Annotated in this window: 16 protein-coding genes; 7 read left to right on the forward strand and 9 right to left on the reverse strand. The window is 71.3% G+C overall.

The window, feature by feature from the left end:
• Positions 1-7: 7 nt before the first annotated feature.
• On the forward strand, positions 8-1,222 hold the full coding sequence (locus IM778_RS10160) for a trans-sulfuration enzyme family protein (RefSeq protein WP_194408791.1): 1,215 nt from the start codon (positions 8-10) through the stop codon (positions 1,220-1,222).
• Between the two features lie 69 nt (positions 1,223-1,291).
• Here IM778_RS10160 and IM778_RS10165 read toward each other — a convergent pair whose 3' ends face one another.
• From IM778_RS10165 to IM778_RS10175, 3 genes are all read right to left on the reverse strand, one after another.
• Positions 1,292-1,837, reverse strand: a complete 546-nt coding sequence (locus IM778_RS10165) for a MerR family transcriptional regulator (protein WP_194408792.1) — start codon at positions 1,835-1,837, stop codon at positions 1,292-1,294.
• A 112-nt stretch (positions 1,838-1,949) separates the two neighbouring features.
• The gene (gene ftsR, locus IM778_RS10170) at positions 1,950-2,642 is read right to left on the reverse strand and encodes a transcriptional regulator FtsR (protein ID WP_194408793.1); all 693 of its coding nucleotides are present in this window, start codon (positions 2,640-2,642) and stop codon (positions 1,950-1,952) included.
• Entirely contained in the window at positions 2,642-3,145 is a 504-nt protein-coding gene (locus tag IM778_RS10175) for an FHA domain-containing protein (protein ID WP_194408794.1), read from the reverse strand. Before IM778_RS10175 ends, ftsR begins: the two co-directional genes overlap by 1 nt.
• A 211-nt stretch (positions 3,146-3,356) precedes the next feature.
• Here IM778_RS10175 and IM778_RS10180 point away from each other — a divergent pair, with 211 nt between their 5' ends.
• Positions 3,357-3,707, forward strand: a complete 351-nt coding sequence (locus tag IM778_RS10180; protein WP_228484495.1) for a hypothetical protein — start codon at positions 3,357-3,359, stop codon at positions 3,705-3,707.
• A gap of 85 nt (positions 3,708-3,792) precedes the next feature.
• Here the strand turns inward: IM778_RS10180 and IM778_RS10185 are convergent, their stop codons facing one another.
• On the reverse strand, positions 3,793-4,194 hold the full coding sequence (locus tag IM778_RS10185) for a four-helix bundle copper-binding protein (protein WP_194408795.1): 402 nt from the start codon (positions 4,192-4,194) through the stop codon (positions 3,793-3,795).
• Positions 4,195-4,360: 166 nt separating this feature from the next.
• Positions 4,361-7,033, reverse strand: a complete 2,673-nt coding sequence (locus tag IM778_RS10190; RefSeq protein WP_194408796.1) for a M14 family zinc carboxypeptidase — start codon at positions 7,031-7,033, stop codon at positions 4,361-4,363.
• 164 nt (positions 7,034-7,197) lie between these two features.
• On the opposite strand from IM778_RS10190, the gene IM778_RS10195 reads away from it, so the two are divergent.
• Both IM778_RS10195 and lpdA read left to right on the forward strand, forming a co-directional pair.
• Positions 7,198-7,905, forward strand: a complete 708-nt coding sequence (locus IM778_RS10195; protein ID WP_228484496.1) for a copper resistance CopC family protein — start codon at positions 7,198-7,200, stop codon at positions 7,903-7,905.
• 10 nt (positions 7,906-7,915) lie between these two features.
• Positions 7,916-9,316, forward strand: coding sequence for a dihydrolipoyl dehydrogenase (lpdA, locus tag IM778_RS10200; RefSeq protein WP_194408798.1), 1,401 nt, complete (start codon positions 7,916-7,918; stop codon positions 9,314-9,316).
• A 101-nt stretch (positions 9,317-9,417) separates the two neighbouring features.
• On the opposite strand, the gene IM778_RS10205 is transcribed toward lpdA, so the two are convergent.
• Together IM778_RS10205 and IM778_RS10210 are read right to left on the reverse strand one after the other, a co-directional pair.
• Positions 9,418-10,056: a CYTH domain-containing protein gene (locus IM778_RS10205; protein WP_194408799.1), complete on the reverse strand. Its 639-nt coding sequence runs from the start codon at positions 10,054-10,056 to the stop codon at positions 9,418-9,420.
• Positions 10,046-10,273 (reverse strand): response regulator, encoded by a 228-nt coding sequence (locus IM778_RS10210; protein WP_194408800.1) that lies wholly within the window; start codon positions 10,271-10,273, stop codon positions 10,046-10,048. The genes IM778_RS10205 and IM778_RS10210 overlap by 11 nt, the downstream gene beginning before the upstream one ends.
• Positions 10,274-10,379: 106 nt before the next feature.
• On the opposite strand from IM778_RS10210, the gene glgP reads away from it, so the two are divergent.
• The 3 genes from glgP (at position 10,380) to IM778_RS10225 (ending at position 14,274) form a co-directional block, all read left to right on the forward strand.
• Positions 10,380-12,938: an alpha-glucan family phosphorylase gene (gene glgP, locus IM778_RS10215; protein WP_194408801.1), complete on the forward strand. Its 2,559-nt coding sequence runs from the start codon at positions 10,380-10,382 to the stop codon at positions 12,936-12,938.
• Positions 12,939-13,105: 167 nt separating this feature from the next.
• Positions 13,106-13,837 carry a glutamine amidotransferase gene (locus tag IM778_RS10220; RefSeq protein ID WP_194408802.1) on the forward strand — a complete coding sequence of 244 codons (732 nt, stop codon included), beginning with the start codon at positions 13,106-13,108 and terminating at the stop codon, positions 13,835-13,837.
• Between the two features lie 80 nt (positions 13,838-13,917).
• The gene (locus IM778_RS10225; RefSeq protein WP_194408803.1) at positions 13,918-14,274 is read left to right on the forward strand and encodes a hypothetical protein; all 357 of its coding nucleotides are present in this window, start codon (positions 13,918-13,920) and stop codon (positions 14,272-14,274) included.
• 89 nt (positions 14,275-14,363) lie between these two features.
• On the opposite strand, the gene IM778_RS10230 is transcribed toward IM778_RS10225, so the two are convergent.
• Both IM778_RS10230 and IM778_RS10235 read right to left on the reverse strand, forming a co-directional pair.
• On the reverse strand, positions 14,364-15,110 hold the full coding sequence (locus tag IM778_RS10230; protein ID WP_194408804.1) for an NAD(P)H-hydrate epimerase: 747 nt from the start codon (positions 15,108-15,110) through the stop codon (positions 14,364-14,366).
• A complete protein-coding gene (locus IM778_RS10235; protein ID WP_194408805.1) occupies positions 15,107-16,129 on the reverse strand; it encodes a YihY/virulence factor BrkB family protein in 1,023 nt (340 codons plus the stop codon). The genes IM778_RS10230 and IM778_RS10235 overlap by 4 nt, the downstream gene beginning before the upstream one ends.
• Positions 16,130-16,158 lie beyond the last annotated feature (29 nt).

The following is a 16,158-nucleotide window of genomic DNA, read 5'->3' on the forward strand; positions in this document are numbered from 1 at the left end:
ATCGTTCATGGCATCGATGACGCTGCACCCTGACAGCATCGCCGTGCACGCCGGACGCGACGACCTCGCGGACCTCGGCGTCCACGCACTCCCCCTCGACCTCTCGTCGACGAACCCGCTCCCCGACCTCGAGCTCGGCGGCATGTCGTACGAGGTGCTCGCCACCGGCGGCCACCCGTTCGAGGGCGGATCGAACGTATACGCCCGGCTGTGGAACCCGACCGTGGCGCGGTTCGAGGAGGCGCTGGCGCGGCTGGAGCACGCGGAGGAGGCCGTGGCCTTCTCGTCGGGGATGGCGGCGATGACCGCGACCATGCTCGCGATCGCCCACGAGACGGGCAAGCGCCACGTGGTCGCCGTCCGGCCGCTCTACGGCGGCACCGACCACCTGCTCGCGTCGGGTCAGCTGGGGATCGAGACCACGTTCTGCAGCCCCGACGGAGTCGCAGCGGCGGTGCGTGACGACACCGCGCTGGTCGTGCTCGAGTCCCCGGCCAACCCGACGCTGGACCTCGTCGACATCCGCGCGATCGTCGCCGCCGCGGGCGAGGTCCCGGTGCTCGTCGACAACACGTTCGCGACGCCGGTGCTGCAGCAGCCGCTCGACCTCGGGGCCGCCCTGTCGCTGCACAGCGCCACCAAGTACCTCGGCGGTCACGGCGACGTGGTCGGCGGCGTCGTCGCGTGCGATGCCCGCCACGCCGCGGCGCTGCGACGCACGCGCGCGATCACCGGCGCGATCATGCACCCCCTCGCTGCGTACCTGCTGCACCGCGGGCTCGCCACGCTTCCGGTGCGGGTGCGGGCGCAGCAGGCCGGCGCGCGCATCGTCGCCGAGTGGCTCACGACGCACGACGGGATCGCACGCGTCCGCTTCCCCGGGTTCGCCGAATGCGATCCGCTCGGACTCGTGGGCACGCAGCAGTCCGGCCCTGGCGCGATGATCTCGATCGAGCTCGCCGGCGGCTACGACGCCGCGCGCGCCCTGACCACCTCGGTGCGGCTGTTCACGCACGCGGTGTCGCTCGGCAGCGTCGACTCGCTGATCCAGCACCCTGCGGCTCTCACGCACCGCCCGGTGCAGTCCGACGCGAAGCCCTCCGACGCCCTGGTGCGGCTGTCGATCGGGCTCGAGGATCCCGCCGATCTCATCGCCGACCTCGAGCAGGCGCTCGAGGCGAGCGTCGGCGCACGCGACGAGCGTCGCGCGGCGGCCGTCTGACGCGCCGGGGAAGGCCTCAGGCCGAGCGTGCCGCCGAGAGGCCTCCGGCCGAGCGTCGCGCCGGGTGGCTCAGGCCGAGCGTGCCGCGCGGCGCGCCGCGAGCTCGTCCATCGGGGAGGGCTTCTCGACCTCGAACTCGACGAGCTCGGACTCGACCTCTCGCAGCACCTTTCCGACCGCGATGCCGAACACGCCCTGGCCGCGGCTCACGAGGTCGATGACCTCGTCGTTCGACGTGCACAGGTATACCGAGGCTCCGTCGCTCATGAGCGTCGTGCCGGCGAGATCGCGGATGCCGGAGGCACGGAGCTGCTCGACCGCGGTACGGATCTGCTGCAGCGAGATGCCGGTGTCGAGCAGTCGCTTGACGAGCTTGAGCACGAGGATGTCGCGGAAGCCGTAGAGCCGCTGCGATCCGGAGCCGCTCGCACCGCGCACGGTGGGCTCGACGAGCTCGGTGCGCGCCCAGTAGTCGAGCTGCCGGTAGGTGATGCCGGCAGCACGCGCGGCGACGGCGCCGCGATAGCCGACCTCGTCGTCCATCGCCGGAAGACCGTCGGTGAAGAGGAGTTCGGCGACGAAAGGCTCGCCGTCAGACGTGTCTCGAGCAGTCACACTTCCCCCCTCCGCAATCGGATACCTCCACGCTAGATGAGCGCCCCCCTTGCGGCAACGACATCCGCTGTTCGGCGTCCGGCGTGTCGCAGACTTCGACGCGCCGGCGCCGTCACGACAGCAGTCGCTCCAGCGCGGAGCGCACGAAGATCGCGCGCACCTCGTCGAGGCGCTTGGCGAGCTCGGGCGCAAGCTCGCCGGCACGGCCGCGGGATGCGGCATCCGTCCGGCGCAGCAGCGGCGCGAGCGCCGACTCGACCAGCGCGACGTCGCGTTCGGCGTTCTGGCGCAGCGCCCGGACGTGGCGCGGCTCGATGCCATGGCGATCGAGCGCGACCAGGGCGCGCAGCAGCGCGACGGACTGCTCGGTGTAGCTCTCGGCACCCGTGAGCACACCCGTGCTGATCGCGTCGTTGAGCAGCTGCGGAGCAGCCCCTGAAGCCGCCAGCAGCTCGTCCCGGCGGTACCGCCGGGACGCCGGCAGGATCGACGGCGGCGGCACCGCGGTCGGCGTGGCCGGATCGCGCCCGGCGTCGACGTCCTCGAGGTACTCGCGGATGACCGACAGGGGCAGGTAGTGGTCGCGCTGGAGCGTCAGCGCCAGCCGCAGCCGCTCGAGGTCGGCGGATGAGAACTTGCGGTAGCCCGACTCGGTGCGCGTGGGCGTGACGATGCCCTGCACCTCGAGGAAGCGGAGCTTGCTGGAGGTGAGGGAGGGGAACTCCGGTGAGAGCCGCGCGAGCACCTGACCGATGCTCAGAAGGCCCGCGGACGCCGAGCGTTCGCGGGCGGATGCGCTGGGCATCAGGCGTCCGCCGCCTGGTGGAGGTCGGCGGGAGATACGAAGAAGTTGAGCCGGAACTTCCCGACGCGCACCTCGGCGCCGTTGCTGAGCGTCGCGCGGTCGACGCGTTCGCCGTTGACGTAGGTGCCGTTCAGCGAGCGCTGATCGACCAGTTCGAACGTGGTGCCCGTGCGCGTGATCTCGGCGTGACGGCGAGACACGGTGACGTCGTCGAAGAAGATGTCGGCCTCGGGGTGCCGGCCCACCGTCGTCACGTCGCTGTCGAGCAGGTAGCGGGCACCGGCGGTCGGCCCGGAGCGGACCAGCAGCAGGGCGGCACCCGTCGGGAGCGCTTCGATCGCCTCGAGCTCGGCATCGCCCAGTTCGCTGCCGAACGGAACGAATGACAGATCGGAATCGTGCCCGAACGTCTGGGTCGTATCGGCCGCACGATCGGAGTCGTGCGCGTCGGCCCCCGCAGCCCTGCGGATGTCGCCCTGGCCGGGTCGGCGGTCGTCGTCCACGGTGCTCCTCCTTCGACAGCCCAGCCTATCCGATCGCCCGTCCCGCGGAAGAGCCGGATTCCGACCCGGGCGCGTCGCCCGTCTTCACGCGCACGTGCCCATTGTTTCGTCGCGTGTCGCGTGGGGTGCCGCGCGCGGGGGACGAGTTCTAGCCTGGCTGAACCGTCCGGGCGGAGACATTCCGCCGACGATCCGACGACAGGAGCCGACCGTGTCCACCCCGCACCGCCACATCCCGCCCCTCGAGGTGCGCGAGCGTGTGGCGTGCATGTGCGACCACGGCGACGCCTGCACCTCGTTCGCACCGGGCCACGCGCTGCATCTGATCCAGGCGCGCCTGGCGGCGGCAACGCCGTCGGACTGGGCGGACGCGATCGTCGAGGCATCCGACCCGCGCTCGGGCTTCCTGATCGTGCGCACGCTCGCCGGCGCCGAGCCGGTCTCGTTGTGGAACGGCACGGGCGCGGCCGCGCACGCGGCACCAGGGACCCCGGTCGCGCTTCACGAGCGCTACGACGTGCTCGCCGTCGGCGGCACGCGCTTCAACGTCCTGCGCGGCTGACACTTCGACGGGCTCAGCGCCCGGGAAGCGGGCTCTCAGCGCCCGGGAAGCGGGCTCAGCGCGCGAGACGAGAAAGGCGACGAGCTCAGCTCATCGCCATCATCGAGTTCTTCATGGCCATGCAGGCCTCCATGCACGCCTTGCAGGCCTGAGCGCACATCTTGCAGACCTCGCTGTGGTCGGCGTGCTCCATGCACTCGTCCATGCACAGCTGGCACATGGCGATGCAGGCGTCGAGCATCGACATCATCACCGCCGGGGTCATCCCCTGCGGGCGCATCATGGCGCGCATCATCGTGTTGCACATGTCCGCGCAGTTCATGCACGCGGGCGCGCACGACATCATCTGCGTAGAGCACACCGTGCATGCCTGCTCGCAGGCCGAGCAGGCGTCCATACAGGCCTGCATGACCGACATGTCCATGGTCTCCATGCCGGGCATCGACATCATGTCCTTCGACATGGCGCCCATCATCATGGCGTCCATCTCCACCGTCCTTCCGCTGTCGGGCCGGCGGGGGCAGGTGCTCCCGCCTGCGGCCATGCTAGCCCCGGCGGGCCGTGGATCGAAGGGGCGGGCATGCGGCGGCTCCCGTCGCGTCTGATGCGCGACGGGAGCCGCCTCGTCCGGTCGGTGCCGGGTCAGTGCTCGATCACTCGCCGGCGGCGGCCCAGAAGATCGCCTGCGCCGCCTGGCTCATTCCCCCCTTGGGGTGGGTGCGGAAGAACGGCGACGTGCCGAACACCACGGCGCGGGCGCCGGATGCCGCTTCTCCCGAGACGACCGACGCCTGGCCGGCCGCGGAGGCCGGGCCGTTGGTGCCGGCACCGGTGGCCCGCCAGTGACCCGCGAGCAGAGGGTCGTCGGCATAGGTCAGCTGCGCGACGGTGCCCTCGCCGAGGCCCGTGAACCAGTACGCGGGGTAGATGAACGCCGCGTCCTGCGGGTGGTTCGAGAAGATCGACCCCTCGGGCACGTCGACGTCCACGATTCCGTTGCCCGACCCGTTCCCGGCGACCACCGTGCCCGAGACCAGCCCGTACGTCGATGCCACGGCGAACGCCTGGTTCGTCCGCCCGACGATCGAGCCGCCGGCGTCGACCCACGCCTGCACGTACTGGCGGCCCGGGGAACCGGCGGGCAGCGAGAACGCCGAGCCCACCCAGAGCAGGTCCGCACCCTCCAGCCCTGTGGTACCCGTGGCCACGCCCGCCTGCACCCCGGCCGCCGTCACGCGCACGAGGTCCGAGAATCCCAGCTCCGCGAGCGCGAGCACGTCGTCCTGGGTGCCGGCGACCGCGATCGTGAGCTCCTCCAGCACCGTCGCCTCGTCGAGGGCCGCGATGTCGGCATCCGAGACCGTCTCGAACGGGATGTCGTACGTCACGACCGCGTTGGCGGCTGCGGCGAGGCCTTCCGGACCGACCACCGCCCGGCCGTCGTCGAGGAGCCACACCGGAGCGTCCGCATCGAGGAGGGCGTTCAGCGCCCGGTAGTCCTCGACACCGGCGACGTCGAACGCGACGTACGGCGCCTTCTTCGGCAGCACGCCGTCCTGAGGCACGCGGTGAAGCGGCACGACCCCGCCGATCGCGGCGTCCGTCGTGTCGCCGACCTTGTCGACGGTGGCTCCCCACAGGTACGCGAGACTCCAGGCCGAGATGTCGTACATCGACGGGACCTTGCCCGAGATGTCGGTGCCGAGGTCGAGGAGCACGTTGGCCAGGCCGCGGCGCGGCTGATGCATGTCGACGACGAACGACCCGGCGGGGTACGTGACGCCGCCGACCGTCGTGTCGTGCGCGAGGGCGCCGACCTGGACGCCGTGGAACAGCAGGGCGTCCACGAGCGCCTCGGCGTCGGACGCCGAGCGCTGCCCCTCCCCCGTCGGGATGACGTACGCGCGCGGCAGCTGCACCGGATCCTGGTCGTCCGCGACGTCCCAGTGCTCCTTCCACTCATCGGGTCCGGGCGTGGCTGCGACGCCCGCCGTGGTGAGCGCGGTCTTGGGCGCCCCGGCGAGCCCGCGGCGGAACACCTCGATCTGGTCCGCGAGGATCGCGTCGGAGTGGGCTGCGACGTACCGCAGCATCGACTCCATGGTGACCTTGGCGACCTCGGTGTTGATGCGCGCGTTGGTCGGCGTGGTCGTCGACCCGGTGCGCCCGAGCGGCAGCTCGACGGTGGCGGTCACCGCGCCGTGGTACGCGGCGTACTGCGCGGTGAAGATCGGCGGGTAGTCGTCCCACCCCGACGCCGTGTCGCGGTACGGGATCTTGATGCTGCCGGTGTTGGTCGTCGTGGTGCCGCCCGTGGCGCGGTCGTAGTACCGGTTTCCGGGGATCGCGGCCGCGACGACGTCGGTTTCGACCCGCAGGGCGAGCGCATAGCCGTGCGGGATGAAGAGGTCGTACTCGTAGTTCTCGCCGTGCGGCGGCCCGCAGGGCTCGACCTGCAGCACGTTGGTGTAGCCGTGGAAGTCCGCGGCGTACAGCGGCTGCAGCGCCTGGGCCGTCGCGACGAACGACCGCGCCTCGGGGGTGGTGAGGGTGACCATGTCGCGGTTCCCGTCGAGCGAGAGCGCGGTCGCACGCGTCGCGATCGTCCGGCCGTCCGGGTTCAGCGACAGCGAGAAGTAGAGCCGGTGCTTCTTCAGCAGCGCGATCGTCTCGGGGTCCTGCGAGGCCGCGAGCTGCTCGATGAGCTGCACCGCCGCGTCGGTCCCCTCCCACTCGTTGCCGTGGATGTTCGCGCTGATCCAGATCGGAGTCTTGTAGTTCGCCGCGAGCCTACGGTCCTGGGCCGCCTTGTCGGGCGCGGTGCGGATCTGCTCGCGCCACTTCGTCTGCTGCGCGGTCTCTCCGCGGCCTTCGGGCGCGGTCACCGTGACGAGGTAGAGGTCGCGCCCGCTCGTGGACTGGCCGACCACCTGCGTCGAGATGCGGTCGCTCTGCGCCATGAGCCCGTTCAGCAGCGGGGCGAGCTCCGAGAACGCGATGGTCTCGTTGAGCCGGGTGGCGTCGTTCTCGTCCGCGGGATAGACGGTCAGGGCGGGCTGGTGGGGGTAGGACGCCGGCATCGCGATCGCGCCGTCGGCGGCCTTGGCTGCCGGACCGGTCTTGGCGAGCTTGACGAGGTCGGCGAAGGACGCAGAGCCGGCGGAGTCGGGGTCGCGCTCCGGTCCGCGCCCGCCGGAGTCGTCGGTGAACGCCGCGCGGAGTGCGGTCGGCGCGCTCGGTGCCGAGGCCGCGAACGCGGTGCCGCTCGTGAGCGACGCGGCGATCGCCGCGCCGCTGAGGACCGCGATGGTTCGCAAGAGTCTCATGACTTCCTTTCAGGGTTGTATCGCGCGCGGGCACCGAGGCGTCCGTCTGCTCGGCGCCAGCGTGGCAGTCGCCTGTTTCGCGGCCGCGTCAGATCGTGAAGGGCATGTTTCCGGCCGCCACTTCGCGTCCGGCTGGGCCGAACGTACCGGTTAGGCTCGATCAGGTGCTAGCCCTCGGACTTCGCAGCTTCCGCCTTTCCCGCCTCGTCGCCGTCCTGGCGGCCCTGGTTCTGGCCGCCGTCGCGGTGCTCGCCGCAGCGTCCCCCGCTCGTGCGCACGACGAGCTGCTCGGCAGCGACCCCGCGGCCGGAAGCACGGTCGACACGCTCCCCGCCGACCTGCGCCTGACCTTCAGCGGCGCGATCGCCTCCGAGCCGGGAGCCTCCGAAGTGCAGGTGACGGATGCCTCGGGCACGCCGCTCACCGACGGCGATCCGACCGCGCAGGACAACGTGCTCACCCAGCCGCTCGGCGGCACGGGCGGCGCGGCATCCGGCACCGTCACCGTGCTGTGGAAGGTCGTCTCGAGCGACGGCCACCCCATCTCGGGCGAGTTCTCCTTCACCGTCACCGGTGCCGCGGCGCCGACGGCCACCGCCGACCCGACGCCGAGCGAGACCGTGGTCCCGACCGAGACGACGGAGCCGACGACGACGCCGAGCGCTGCCCCGACGGCACCTGCCGAAGACGCGTCGGACCCGACGGAGGCCTGGCCGTGGATCCTGCTCGCCGTCCTCGCGCTCCTCGTGGTCGCCGCGGTCGTGTACCTGCTGGTGTCGCGCTCCCGCCGCGAGCGTGCCCTCGCCAAGGACGCCGCAGCGCCGGCCGACAGCGCGCCGCAGCCCGGCTCCGAGCCTCCTGCCGACCAGTAGGCTTTTACCCATGCCTCACTACGACGTCGCCATCCTCGGCGCAGGCCCCGGCGGGTACGTCGCGGCCGTCCGTGCCGCCCAGCTCGGCCTCACGGTCGCGATCATCGAAGAGAAGTACTGGGGCGGTGTGTGCCTCAACGTCGGCTGCATCCCCTCGAAGGCTCTGCTGAAGAACGCCGACCTCGCGCACCAGTTCCACCACAAGGCCGACCTGTTCGGCATCTCGGGCGACGTGCACTTCGACTACGGCGTCGCGTGGGATCGCAGCCGCAAGGTGGCAGACACCCATGTCAAGGGCATCCACTACCTGATGAAGAAGAACAAGGTCACCGAGTACGAGGGGCGCGGCACCTTCACCGGGCCCAACGCCATCCGGGTGGCCAAGACGGACGGCTCCTCCGAGGACGTCACCTTCGACAACGCGATCATCGCGACCGGCTCGCGGGTGCGTCTGCTTCCCGGCGTCACCCTGAGCGAGAACGTCGTGACGTACGAGGAGCAGATCCTCACGCGCGAACTCCCGAAGTCGATCGCGATCGTCGGCGCCGGCGCGATCGGCATGGAGTTCGGCTTCGTCATGGCGAACTACGGCGTCAAGGTGACGATCATCGAGTTCCTCGACCGCGCACTTCCCAACGAGGACGCCGACGTCTCGAAAGAGATCACGAAGCACTACAAGTCGTACGGGGTCGACATCCTGACCTCGACCAAGGTCGAGACCGTCACCGACCACGGCGACCGCGTTACGGTGACCTACACGCCGGCGGCAGGCGGCGAGACCCAGTCCATCGACGCCGACAAGGTGCTCATGTCGATCGGCTTCGCGGCGAACGTCGAGGGCTTCGGCCTCGAGAACACCGGCGTGAAGCTCACCGACCGCGGCGCCATCGACATCGACGACCACATGCGCACGAACGTGCCGCACATCTACGCGATCGGCGACGTCACCGCGAAGCTGCAGCTGGCCCACGTGGCCGAGGCGCAGGGCGTGGTCGCGGCCGAGACGATCGGCAAGGCCGAGACGATGCCTCTCGGCGACTACCGCATGATGCCGCGCGCGACGTTCTGCTCGCCGCAGGTGGCCTCGTTCGGACTCACCGAGCAGCAGGCGCGCGACGCCGGCTACGACGTCAAGGTCGCGAAGTTCCCGTTCTCGGCGAACGGCAAGGCCAACGGCCTCGGCGAGGCGATCGGCTTCGTCAAGCTCATCGCCGACGGCGAGCACCTCGAGCTTCTCGGCGGCCACCTGATCGGGCCGGACGTCTCGGAGCTGCTGCCCGAGCTGACCCTCGCCCAGAAGTGGGACCTCACCGCCCTCGAGGCGGCCCGCAACGTCCACACGCACCCGACGCTGTCGGAGGCCGTGCAGGAGGCCTTCCACGGACTCGCCGGCCACATGATCAACCTCTGACGCGGGTCAAGGTCGAGGAGGCGGCAACGAGCCGTATCGAGACCCGATCCGCACAGCACGACAGAACCCCCGGGATCGCCTGATCCCGGGGGTTTCGTGCGTCAGTGGCCGAGGGCCTGCGCGAGTTTCGAGTCGGATGCCGCGGGCCGAGCCCCCGCGGCCAGAGCCGCCCGCTCGACCGCCGCGAAGAACGCCGCACGCGTGTCGGGGTCGGCGGGTCCGGCAGGGCCGAGCTCGATCTCCCATTCGTGCCACGCCCGCTCGCGGCCGGAGCGCTCGTCGCGTGTTCGCACGTGGTCGTCGGCGAACTCCGCGACCACCCGGGCCGACGCGTCGAGCAGGAAGTACACGGTGCGCGTGTTCTGGATGCGCGCGAGCGGGCGGAACGCGGCATCCGTCACCGCCGCCAGCTCGGCGCGCACCGGTTGGGGCACAGAATCGGCCTCGCCGAGTGGCCACTGCAATTCGACCCGGCCCCCGTCGGCGCCGCGCGGTCCCTTGATGTGCCACCCGGCATCGGGCCCGCCGGTGCGGCGGCGCAGCGCGAACCCGGCACGGGCGAGCGAGAGTCCGTCGTCGTCGAAGTACGCGGCGTCGAGCTCGCGGTGCTCGCCGGCGGTCACCGAGACGACCCCGGGCAGTGCCGACCAGTCGGGCAGCGCGGTGGCGTCGTCGACGTCGAACTTCAGCTCGATCTCGACGGAGCGCGAGGGCGCCGCAGCGCGGGGCTCAGTCGTCACGCCCGTCCGGATTCGGGTCGATGTCCTCGGTGGCCTCGACGTACTCGAAGCGGACCTCGGTGGGGCCGTCGCCCTCGCCGGTGTTGCGCTCGCCGCCGTCCCGGCGGTAGACGAGCTGTCCCTCGCCGTAGGGGACGATGTAGGCGTCGTTCATGGTCGGGTCGAGCGGGACGATCTGTCCGTCCAGCGGACCGCCGTGCAGTCGTGCGATGGCCATGTGCCCAGCGTAGACCCGGGTGCCCCCGTGCAGCGGGCTTCTTGACGCCGCGCCTCGAGGGCCGCCCGTGCAAGCGCTTCCAGCATCTGCGCCTAGAATCGCGATCGTGAAGGCCATCCGAACGTTCACCGTCCGCCCCGTCCTCGCCGAATCCCTCGCCCCGCTCGACCGCCTCGCATCGAACTGGCGCTGGTCGTGGAGCCGCGCCACCCACGCGCTGTTCGCGTCGATGGATCCGGCGCTGTGGGACGAGACCGGCAAGAACCCGTCTCGCATGCTCGGCGCGCTCGGCCAGCAGCGGCTGGATGAACTCGCTCGCGACGACGGCTTCGTGGCGAGGGTGCACGAGGAGCACGAGCGCCTGACGGCCTACCTCGAGGGCGAGCGCTGGTATCAGCGGCTGGCGGGCCCGAAGCCCGCGCACATCGCGTACTTCTCTCCGGAGTTCGGAGTGGACGGCTCGCTCCCGCAGTACTCGGGCGGCCTCGGCATCCTGGCGGGCGACCACCTCAAGAGCGCGTCCGATCTCGGCGTCCCGCTCACGGGCGTCGGCCTCTTCTACCGGGCCGGGTACTTCCGCCAGTCGATCGGCGACGACGGCTGGCAGCGCGAGAGCTACCCGCTGCTCGACCCGTACGGGCTCGGACTGACCCTGCTGCGCGATCGCGGCGGCGCACCCGTCGAGATCGCCCTGGACCTTCCGGCCGACCGCCGGCTGCACGCGCGCGTGTGGATCGCCGACATCGGGCGCATCCCGCTGCTCCTGCTCGATTCCGAGACGCCGTCGAACACCGACGAGATGCGCCGCGTCACCGACCGGCTGTACGGCGGCGGCGGTGAGCACCGACTGCTGCAGGAGCTGCTGCTCGGGGTGGGCGGCGTGCGCGCGGTGCGCGCGTTCAGCGAGATCACCGGGCGCCCCGCGCCCGACGTCTACCACACCAATGAGGGGCACGCCGGGTTCCAGGGATTGGAGCGGATGTCGGAGCTCATCACGGGCGCCGGCCTGAGCTTCGACGAGGCGCTCGCGCAGGTGCGCGCCGGCACGGTGTTCACGACGCACACCCCGGTGCCGGCGGGGATCGACCGGTTCCCGCGGGATCTCATCGCCGACTACCTCGCGAGCGGGCTCTTCCACGGCCTGGACGCGGGCCGCGCCATCGCGCTGGGCCTGGAGACCTGGGACGGCGGCGACCAGGGCGTCTTCAACATGGCGGTGCTGGGCCTGCACCTCGGCCAGCACGCGAACGGCGTATCGCTGCTGCACGGCGAGGTCAGCCGCGGGATGTTCGGGATGCTGTGGCCCGGCGTCGACTCCGACGAGGTGCCGATCACCTCGATCACCAACGGCGTGCACGCGCCGACCTGGGTGCACCCCGCGCTGAAGGCCGTGAGCGAGCGCGCGTGGGGCGATGCGCACACCGACACCCACGACTGGACCGACCACGACGCGGTCAGCGACGCCGAGCTGTGGGGCGTGCGCCAGCAGATGAAGGGCGAGCTGGTGGCCGAGGCGCGGCGGCGGGTGGCCGCCGGCGTGTCGAACGGGTCGGGCGTGACGCCGTCCTGGGTCGAGGATCTCCTCGATCCCGAGGTGCTGACGATCGGGTTCGCGCGGCGGGTGCCGACGTACAAGCGTCTGACGCTGATGCTGCGCGACCCGGAGCGCCTGACGCGGCTGCTGACCGATCCCGAGCGCCCGGTGCAGATCGTGATCGGCGGCAAGTCGCACCCGGCCGACGACTCGGGCAAGATCCTGATCCAGCAGCTCGTGCGCTTCAGCCGCGACCCCCGGGTGCGCGGCCGGATCGTGTTCCTCCCCGACTACGACATCACGATGGCCAAGGACCTCTACCCGGGGTGCGACGTGTGGCTGAACAACCCGCTGCGACCGCTCGAGGCGTGCGGCACGAGCGGCATGAAGGCCGCGCTCAACGGCGTGCTGAACCTGTCCATCCTCGACGGCTGGTGGGACGAGTGGTTCGACGGCGAGAACGGCTGGGCCATCCCCACCGCCGACACCGCCTCGAACGACGAGGAGCGCGACGACGCCGAGGCGACGGCGCTGTACGACCTCATCGAGCACCAGCTCGTGCCGCGGTTCTACGAGCGGGAGGGCGGCATTCCCACCGGCTGGCTGCGCATGGTGCGCCACACCATGACCGAGCTCGGCAAGAAGGCGACGAGCGACCGCATGGTGCGCGAGTACGTGGAGCGGCTGTACGTCCCGGCGGCGGCGCACGATGTCGCACTGCGCGCCGACGGCTTCGCGCAGGCCAAGCAGCTGGCGGCGTTCGTCACGCGGGTGAAGGATGCCTGGGGCCGGGTGTCGATCGCGAGCGTCGACAGCTCCGGCATCCCACAGCACGCCCAGGCCGGCGACACCCTCGAGGTGCGCGCCGACGTGCGGCTGGACGGGCTGTCGACCGACGACGTCGCAGTCGAGCTCGCCTACGGGCGCACCGACGAGGATGACGCGCTCGCGCGTGACCACTCCGTGCACCGCCTCTCCCCCGCGGCACCAGCCGTGGACGGCCTCACGACCTTCACCGGCTCGCTGCCGCTGACGGTGACGGGCACGTTCGGCTACACGGTGCGGGTCGTGCCGGCGCACCCGCAGCTCGTCTCGCCGGTCGAGCTCGGGCTGGTGACGTACGCGTCCTGAGTTCGCGCGGCGTCCGGGGCGTTTCGTCTCGCTCGCTGGCGCTCGCTCGCTCAACGACCGGGTGCTGCCCCCCACCGCCACACCCGGTCGTTGAGCGAGCGAAGCACCCGGTCGTTGAGCGAGCGAAGCGAGACGAAACGCCCCGACCGCCCCCGTAGGCTGGTCGAGTGAAACCGTTCGTCCTCCTCGCCACCCGCGCCGAGGACGTTCCGGCCGACGAGGAGTACGCGCTCTTCCTGCGGTTCACCGGGCTCGACGAGCGTCAGCTCGTGCGGGTGCGGCTGGAGGCGGGGCCGATGCCGGCACTCGACCTCGATGCACTGTCGGGGATCTTCGTCGGCGGCGGTCCCTTCAACGCGTCCGATCCGCCCGGCCTCAAGTCTCCCGCGCAACGGCGGGTCGAGGCCGAGTTCACGTCTCTCCTCGATCGGGTCGTCGCCCGCGACTTCCCCTTCCTCGGTGCGTGCTACGGCGTCGGCACGCTCGGCGCTCATCAGCGCGCCGTCATCGACCGCACGTACTCCGAGCCGATCAGCGTCGTGCCGGTCACGCTCACCGCTGCCGGGGCATCCGATCCCCTGCTCGCCGGGATGCCGCCGGTGTTCGAGGCGTTCGTCGGGCACAAGGAGGCGATCTCGTCGCTGCCCGCGTCGGCGACACTCCTCGCCTCGTCGCCCGGGTGTCCGGTGCAGATGTTCAGGGTGCGCGAGAACGTGTACGCGACGCAGTTCCATCCCGAGCTCGACGTCGACGGCATCACGACGCGCATCCACGCGTATGCCGACCACGGGTACTTCGCCGCCCACGAGCTCGAACTGACGCTGTCGGCGGTGCGGCGTGCGCCGGTGTCGCACCCCAGCCGCATGCTGCGCACCTTCGTCGAGCGCTACGCTCGCTGAGCCGACCCCCTTCGCACCGGCGCGCTGCGGTGGTACGCTCCCCGCACCGGCTGCCTCCGCCGCCCGAAACGAGGTGCGTCATGGGTTCGAAGAAGCTGCTCGTCACGGGGTCCGTGATCGCGGGCGTCGCCGCTGCAGGCATCCTCGTGCCGAGCATCGCAGCGGGCGTCCCGTTCGCTCCCCCGTTCGCACCGGCCACCGTGGTGGTCACCGAGGACGGACCGGGCGGGAACGGCCGGGGCAACGCGTTCGGCCACGACAAGGAGGCCGACGAGTTCCCGGGCAACAGCAGGGGCGACAAGCACGACAAGCACGACAAGCACGACAAGCACGGCGATGGGCCCGGCAACAACGGCCGTGGCAACGCGTTCGGTCACGACAAGGACTCCCCCGGCTTTCCGGGCAACGGCGAGCGCGGCGAGCGCGGCGACGACTGACCGGGCGTTTCGACGAGGGCCACGGTCGTTGAGCGAAGGGCGCTCTGGCGCCCGAGACGAAACGCCGCGAGCCGGCGCGCGACGCTCGCTCAGCGACCGGGTGTTCCCGGGGCGGTGACGACGCGCGAGACGGTGGTCTCGGCGACCGGCCGGAATCCCTCGAGCTCCGAGCCGATGCCGATGTCGGCGAGCACCAGTTCACCGGCGAGCTCAGGCCCGCCGCCACGGACGAGTCCCGCCTTGACCGCGCCGAACGTGACGGTGACGGATGCCGGGAGCACGGCATCCCCCGCCGCGCCCGTGTCGGGCTGCAGACCGCTCGGCACGTCGACGGCGATGACCCGGGAACGTCCCGCCCGGACCGCCGGGAGCAGCGCCTCGACCGCTTCGCGGGCGTTGCCCCGCAGAGCGGGGTCGACGGCACCGATGCCGAGGATGCCGTCGAGGATGAGGTCGTAGTCGGTCGCGGCCTCGCGCACCGCCGGCATCTCGACGCGCCGGGCACCCGCGCCGAGCGCGGCAGCCAGACCCGCCTCGTGCACGCGCACACCGACGGTGAGCACATCGACGTCGACCTCTTCGGCGAGCAGCGCCGCGGCGTACAGCGCGTCGCCGCCGTTGTCGCCGCTCCCCGCGAGCACGAGCAGATGCTTGGCGTGCGTGGCGGGACGGGAGTCGGCATCGGCTGCGACGGCGTCACGGCCGTCATGGTAGGCCTCGCGAACCACCTCGGCGAGCGCCGCCGCGGCGCGCATCATGAGCGGCTGACTCGCCGCGAGGAGCGGCGATTCGGCGATGCGCACCTGCTCGACGGTGTAGACGGGCACCCGGGTCATCGCTTCGCCCTCTCGGCCTCGGCGTCGTCGCGGGCGAGTCGCAGCTCTTCCGTCGCGACCGTGACGGCATCCTCGGCACGACGCACGCGCCGGATCGCGAAGGTCGGAGAGCCGTGCCGCTCGCGGACGCGGTCGGCGCGTTCGCGCTCGGCGACGATGATCCACGTCCCCGCGATGAGGATCACCTGAGCCGAGAGGTTGATCCATATCAGCAGCGCGATGAGCGCGGCGAACGACACGAGGAGCGGGTTGGCTGCCGCGCCGCGCACGAACAGGCTCGACAGCTGCTGGAGCACGGTGAGTCCGAGCGCTCCGAGGAACGCGCCCGACCACAGCGAGCGCGCGCTCGCGCGCACTCCGCTCAGCGTCGCGAACGCGAGCGCGACGAGCGCCATGTCGAGCGCGAACACGACGACGACCGACACACCCCGCGTCGCGAAGTCGGCGACGGGGCTCCTGCCGATCCCCGCCCAGTCGAGCGCGACCTCCACGAATGCGGTCCCCACGAACGTCGCGCCGGCCGTGAGCAGCAGCCCGCCGCCGATCGCGATCGCCAATCCCAGGTTGCGCAGCAGCACCCACACGAAGAACACGTCGTCGCGCACGCGGTCGGCGAGGACCCGCAGTGCCGCACGCAACGATCCGATGGCTCCGATGGCGGCGCCCGCGAGGACGACGAGTGCGATCACACCGGTGACGGTGAACTCGACGGCGGCCGGGAGGTCCGAGACATCGACGAGCCCGTCCTCTCCGACGAGGCCTGGGATCACGGCATCCACCGCTGCCACCAGCGATGCCCACGCGTCGGGGTTGCCGCTCAGCCAGACCGCGGCGACCGAGAACCCCAGGAGCACGCCGGCGAACACCGAGAAGAGGGCACGGTAGGTGATGCTGTCGGACAGCATCACGCCGCGGCGCTCCGCGTAGTGCAGCAGCACCCGCACGAGGCGCAGCGAGAGTGCCCACGCGGTCACGCGTGCGATCAACGGTCGCTTCGAGGGGGTCGCGGACTCCGGCATGGGCTCAGGCTATCCGCGGATGGCGCGTG

Origin of the sequence: Microbacterium cremeum (assembly GCF_015277855.1) — a bacterium.
Taxonomy (GTDB): Bacteria; Actinomycetota; Actinomycetes; order Actinomycetales; family Microbacteriaceae; genus Microbacterium; species Microbacterium cremeum.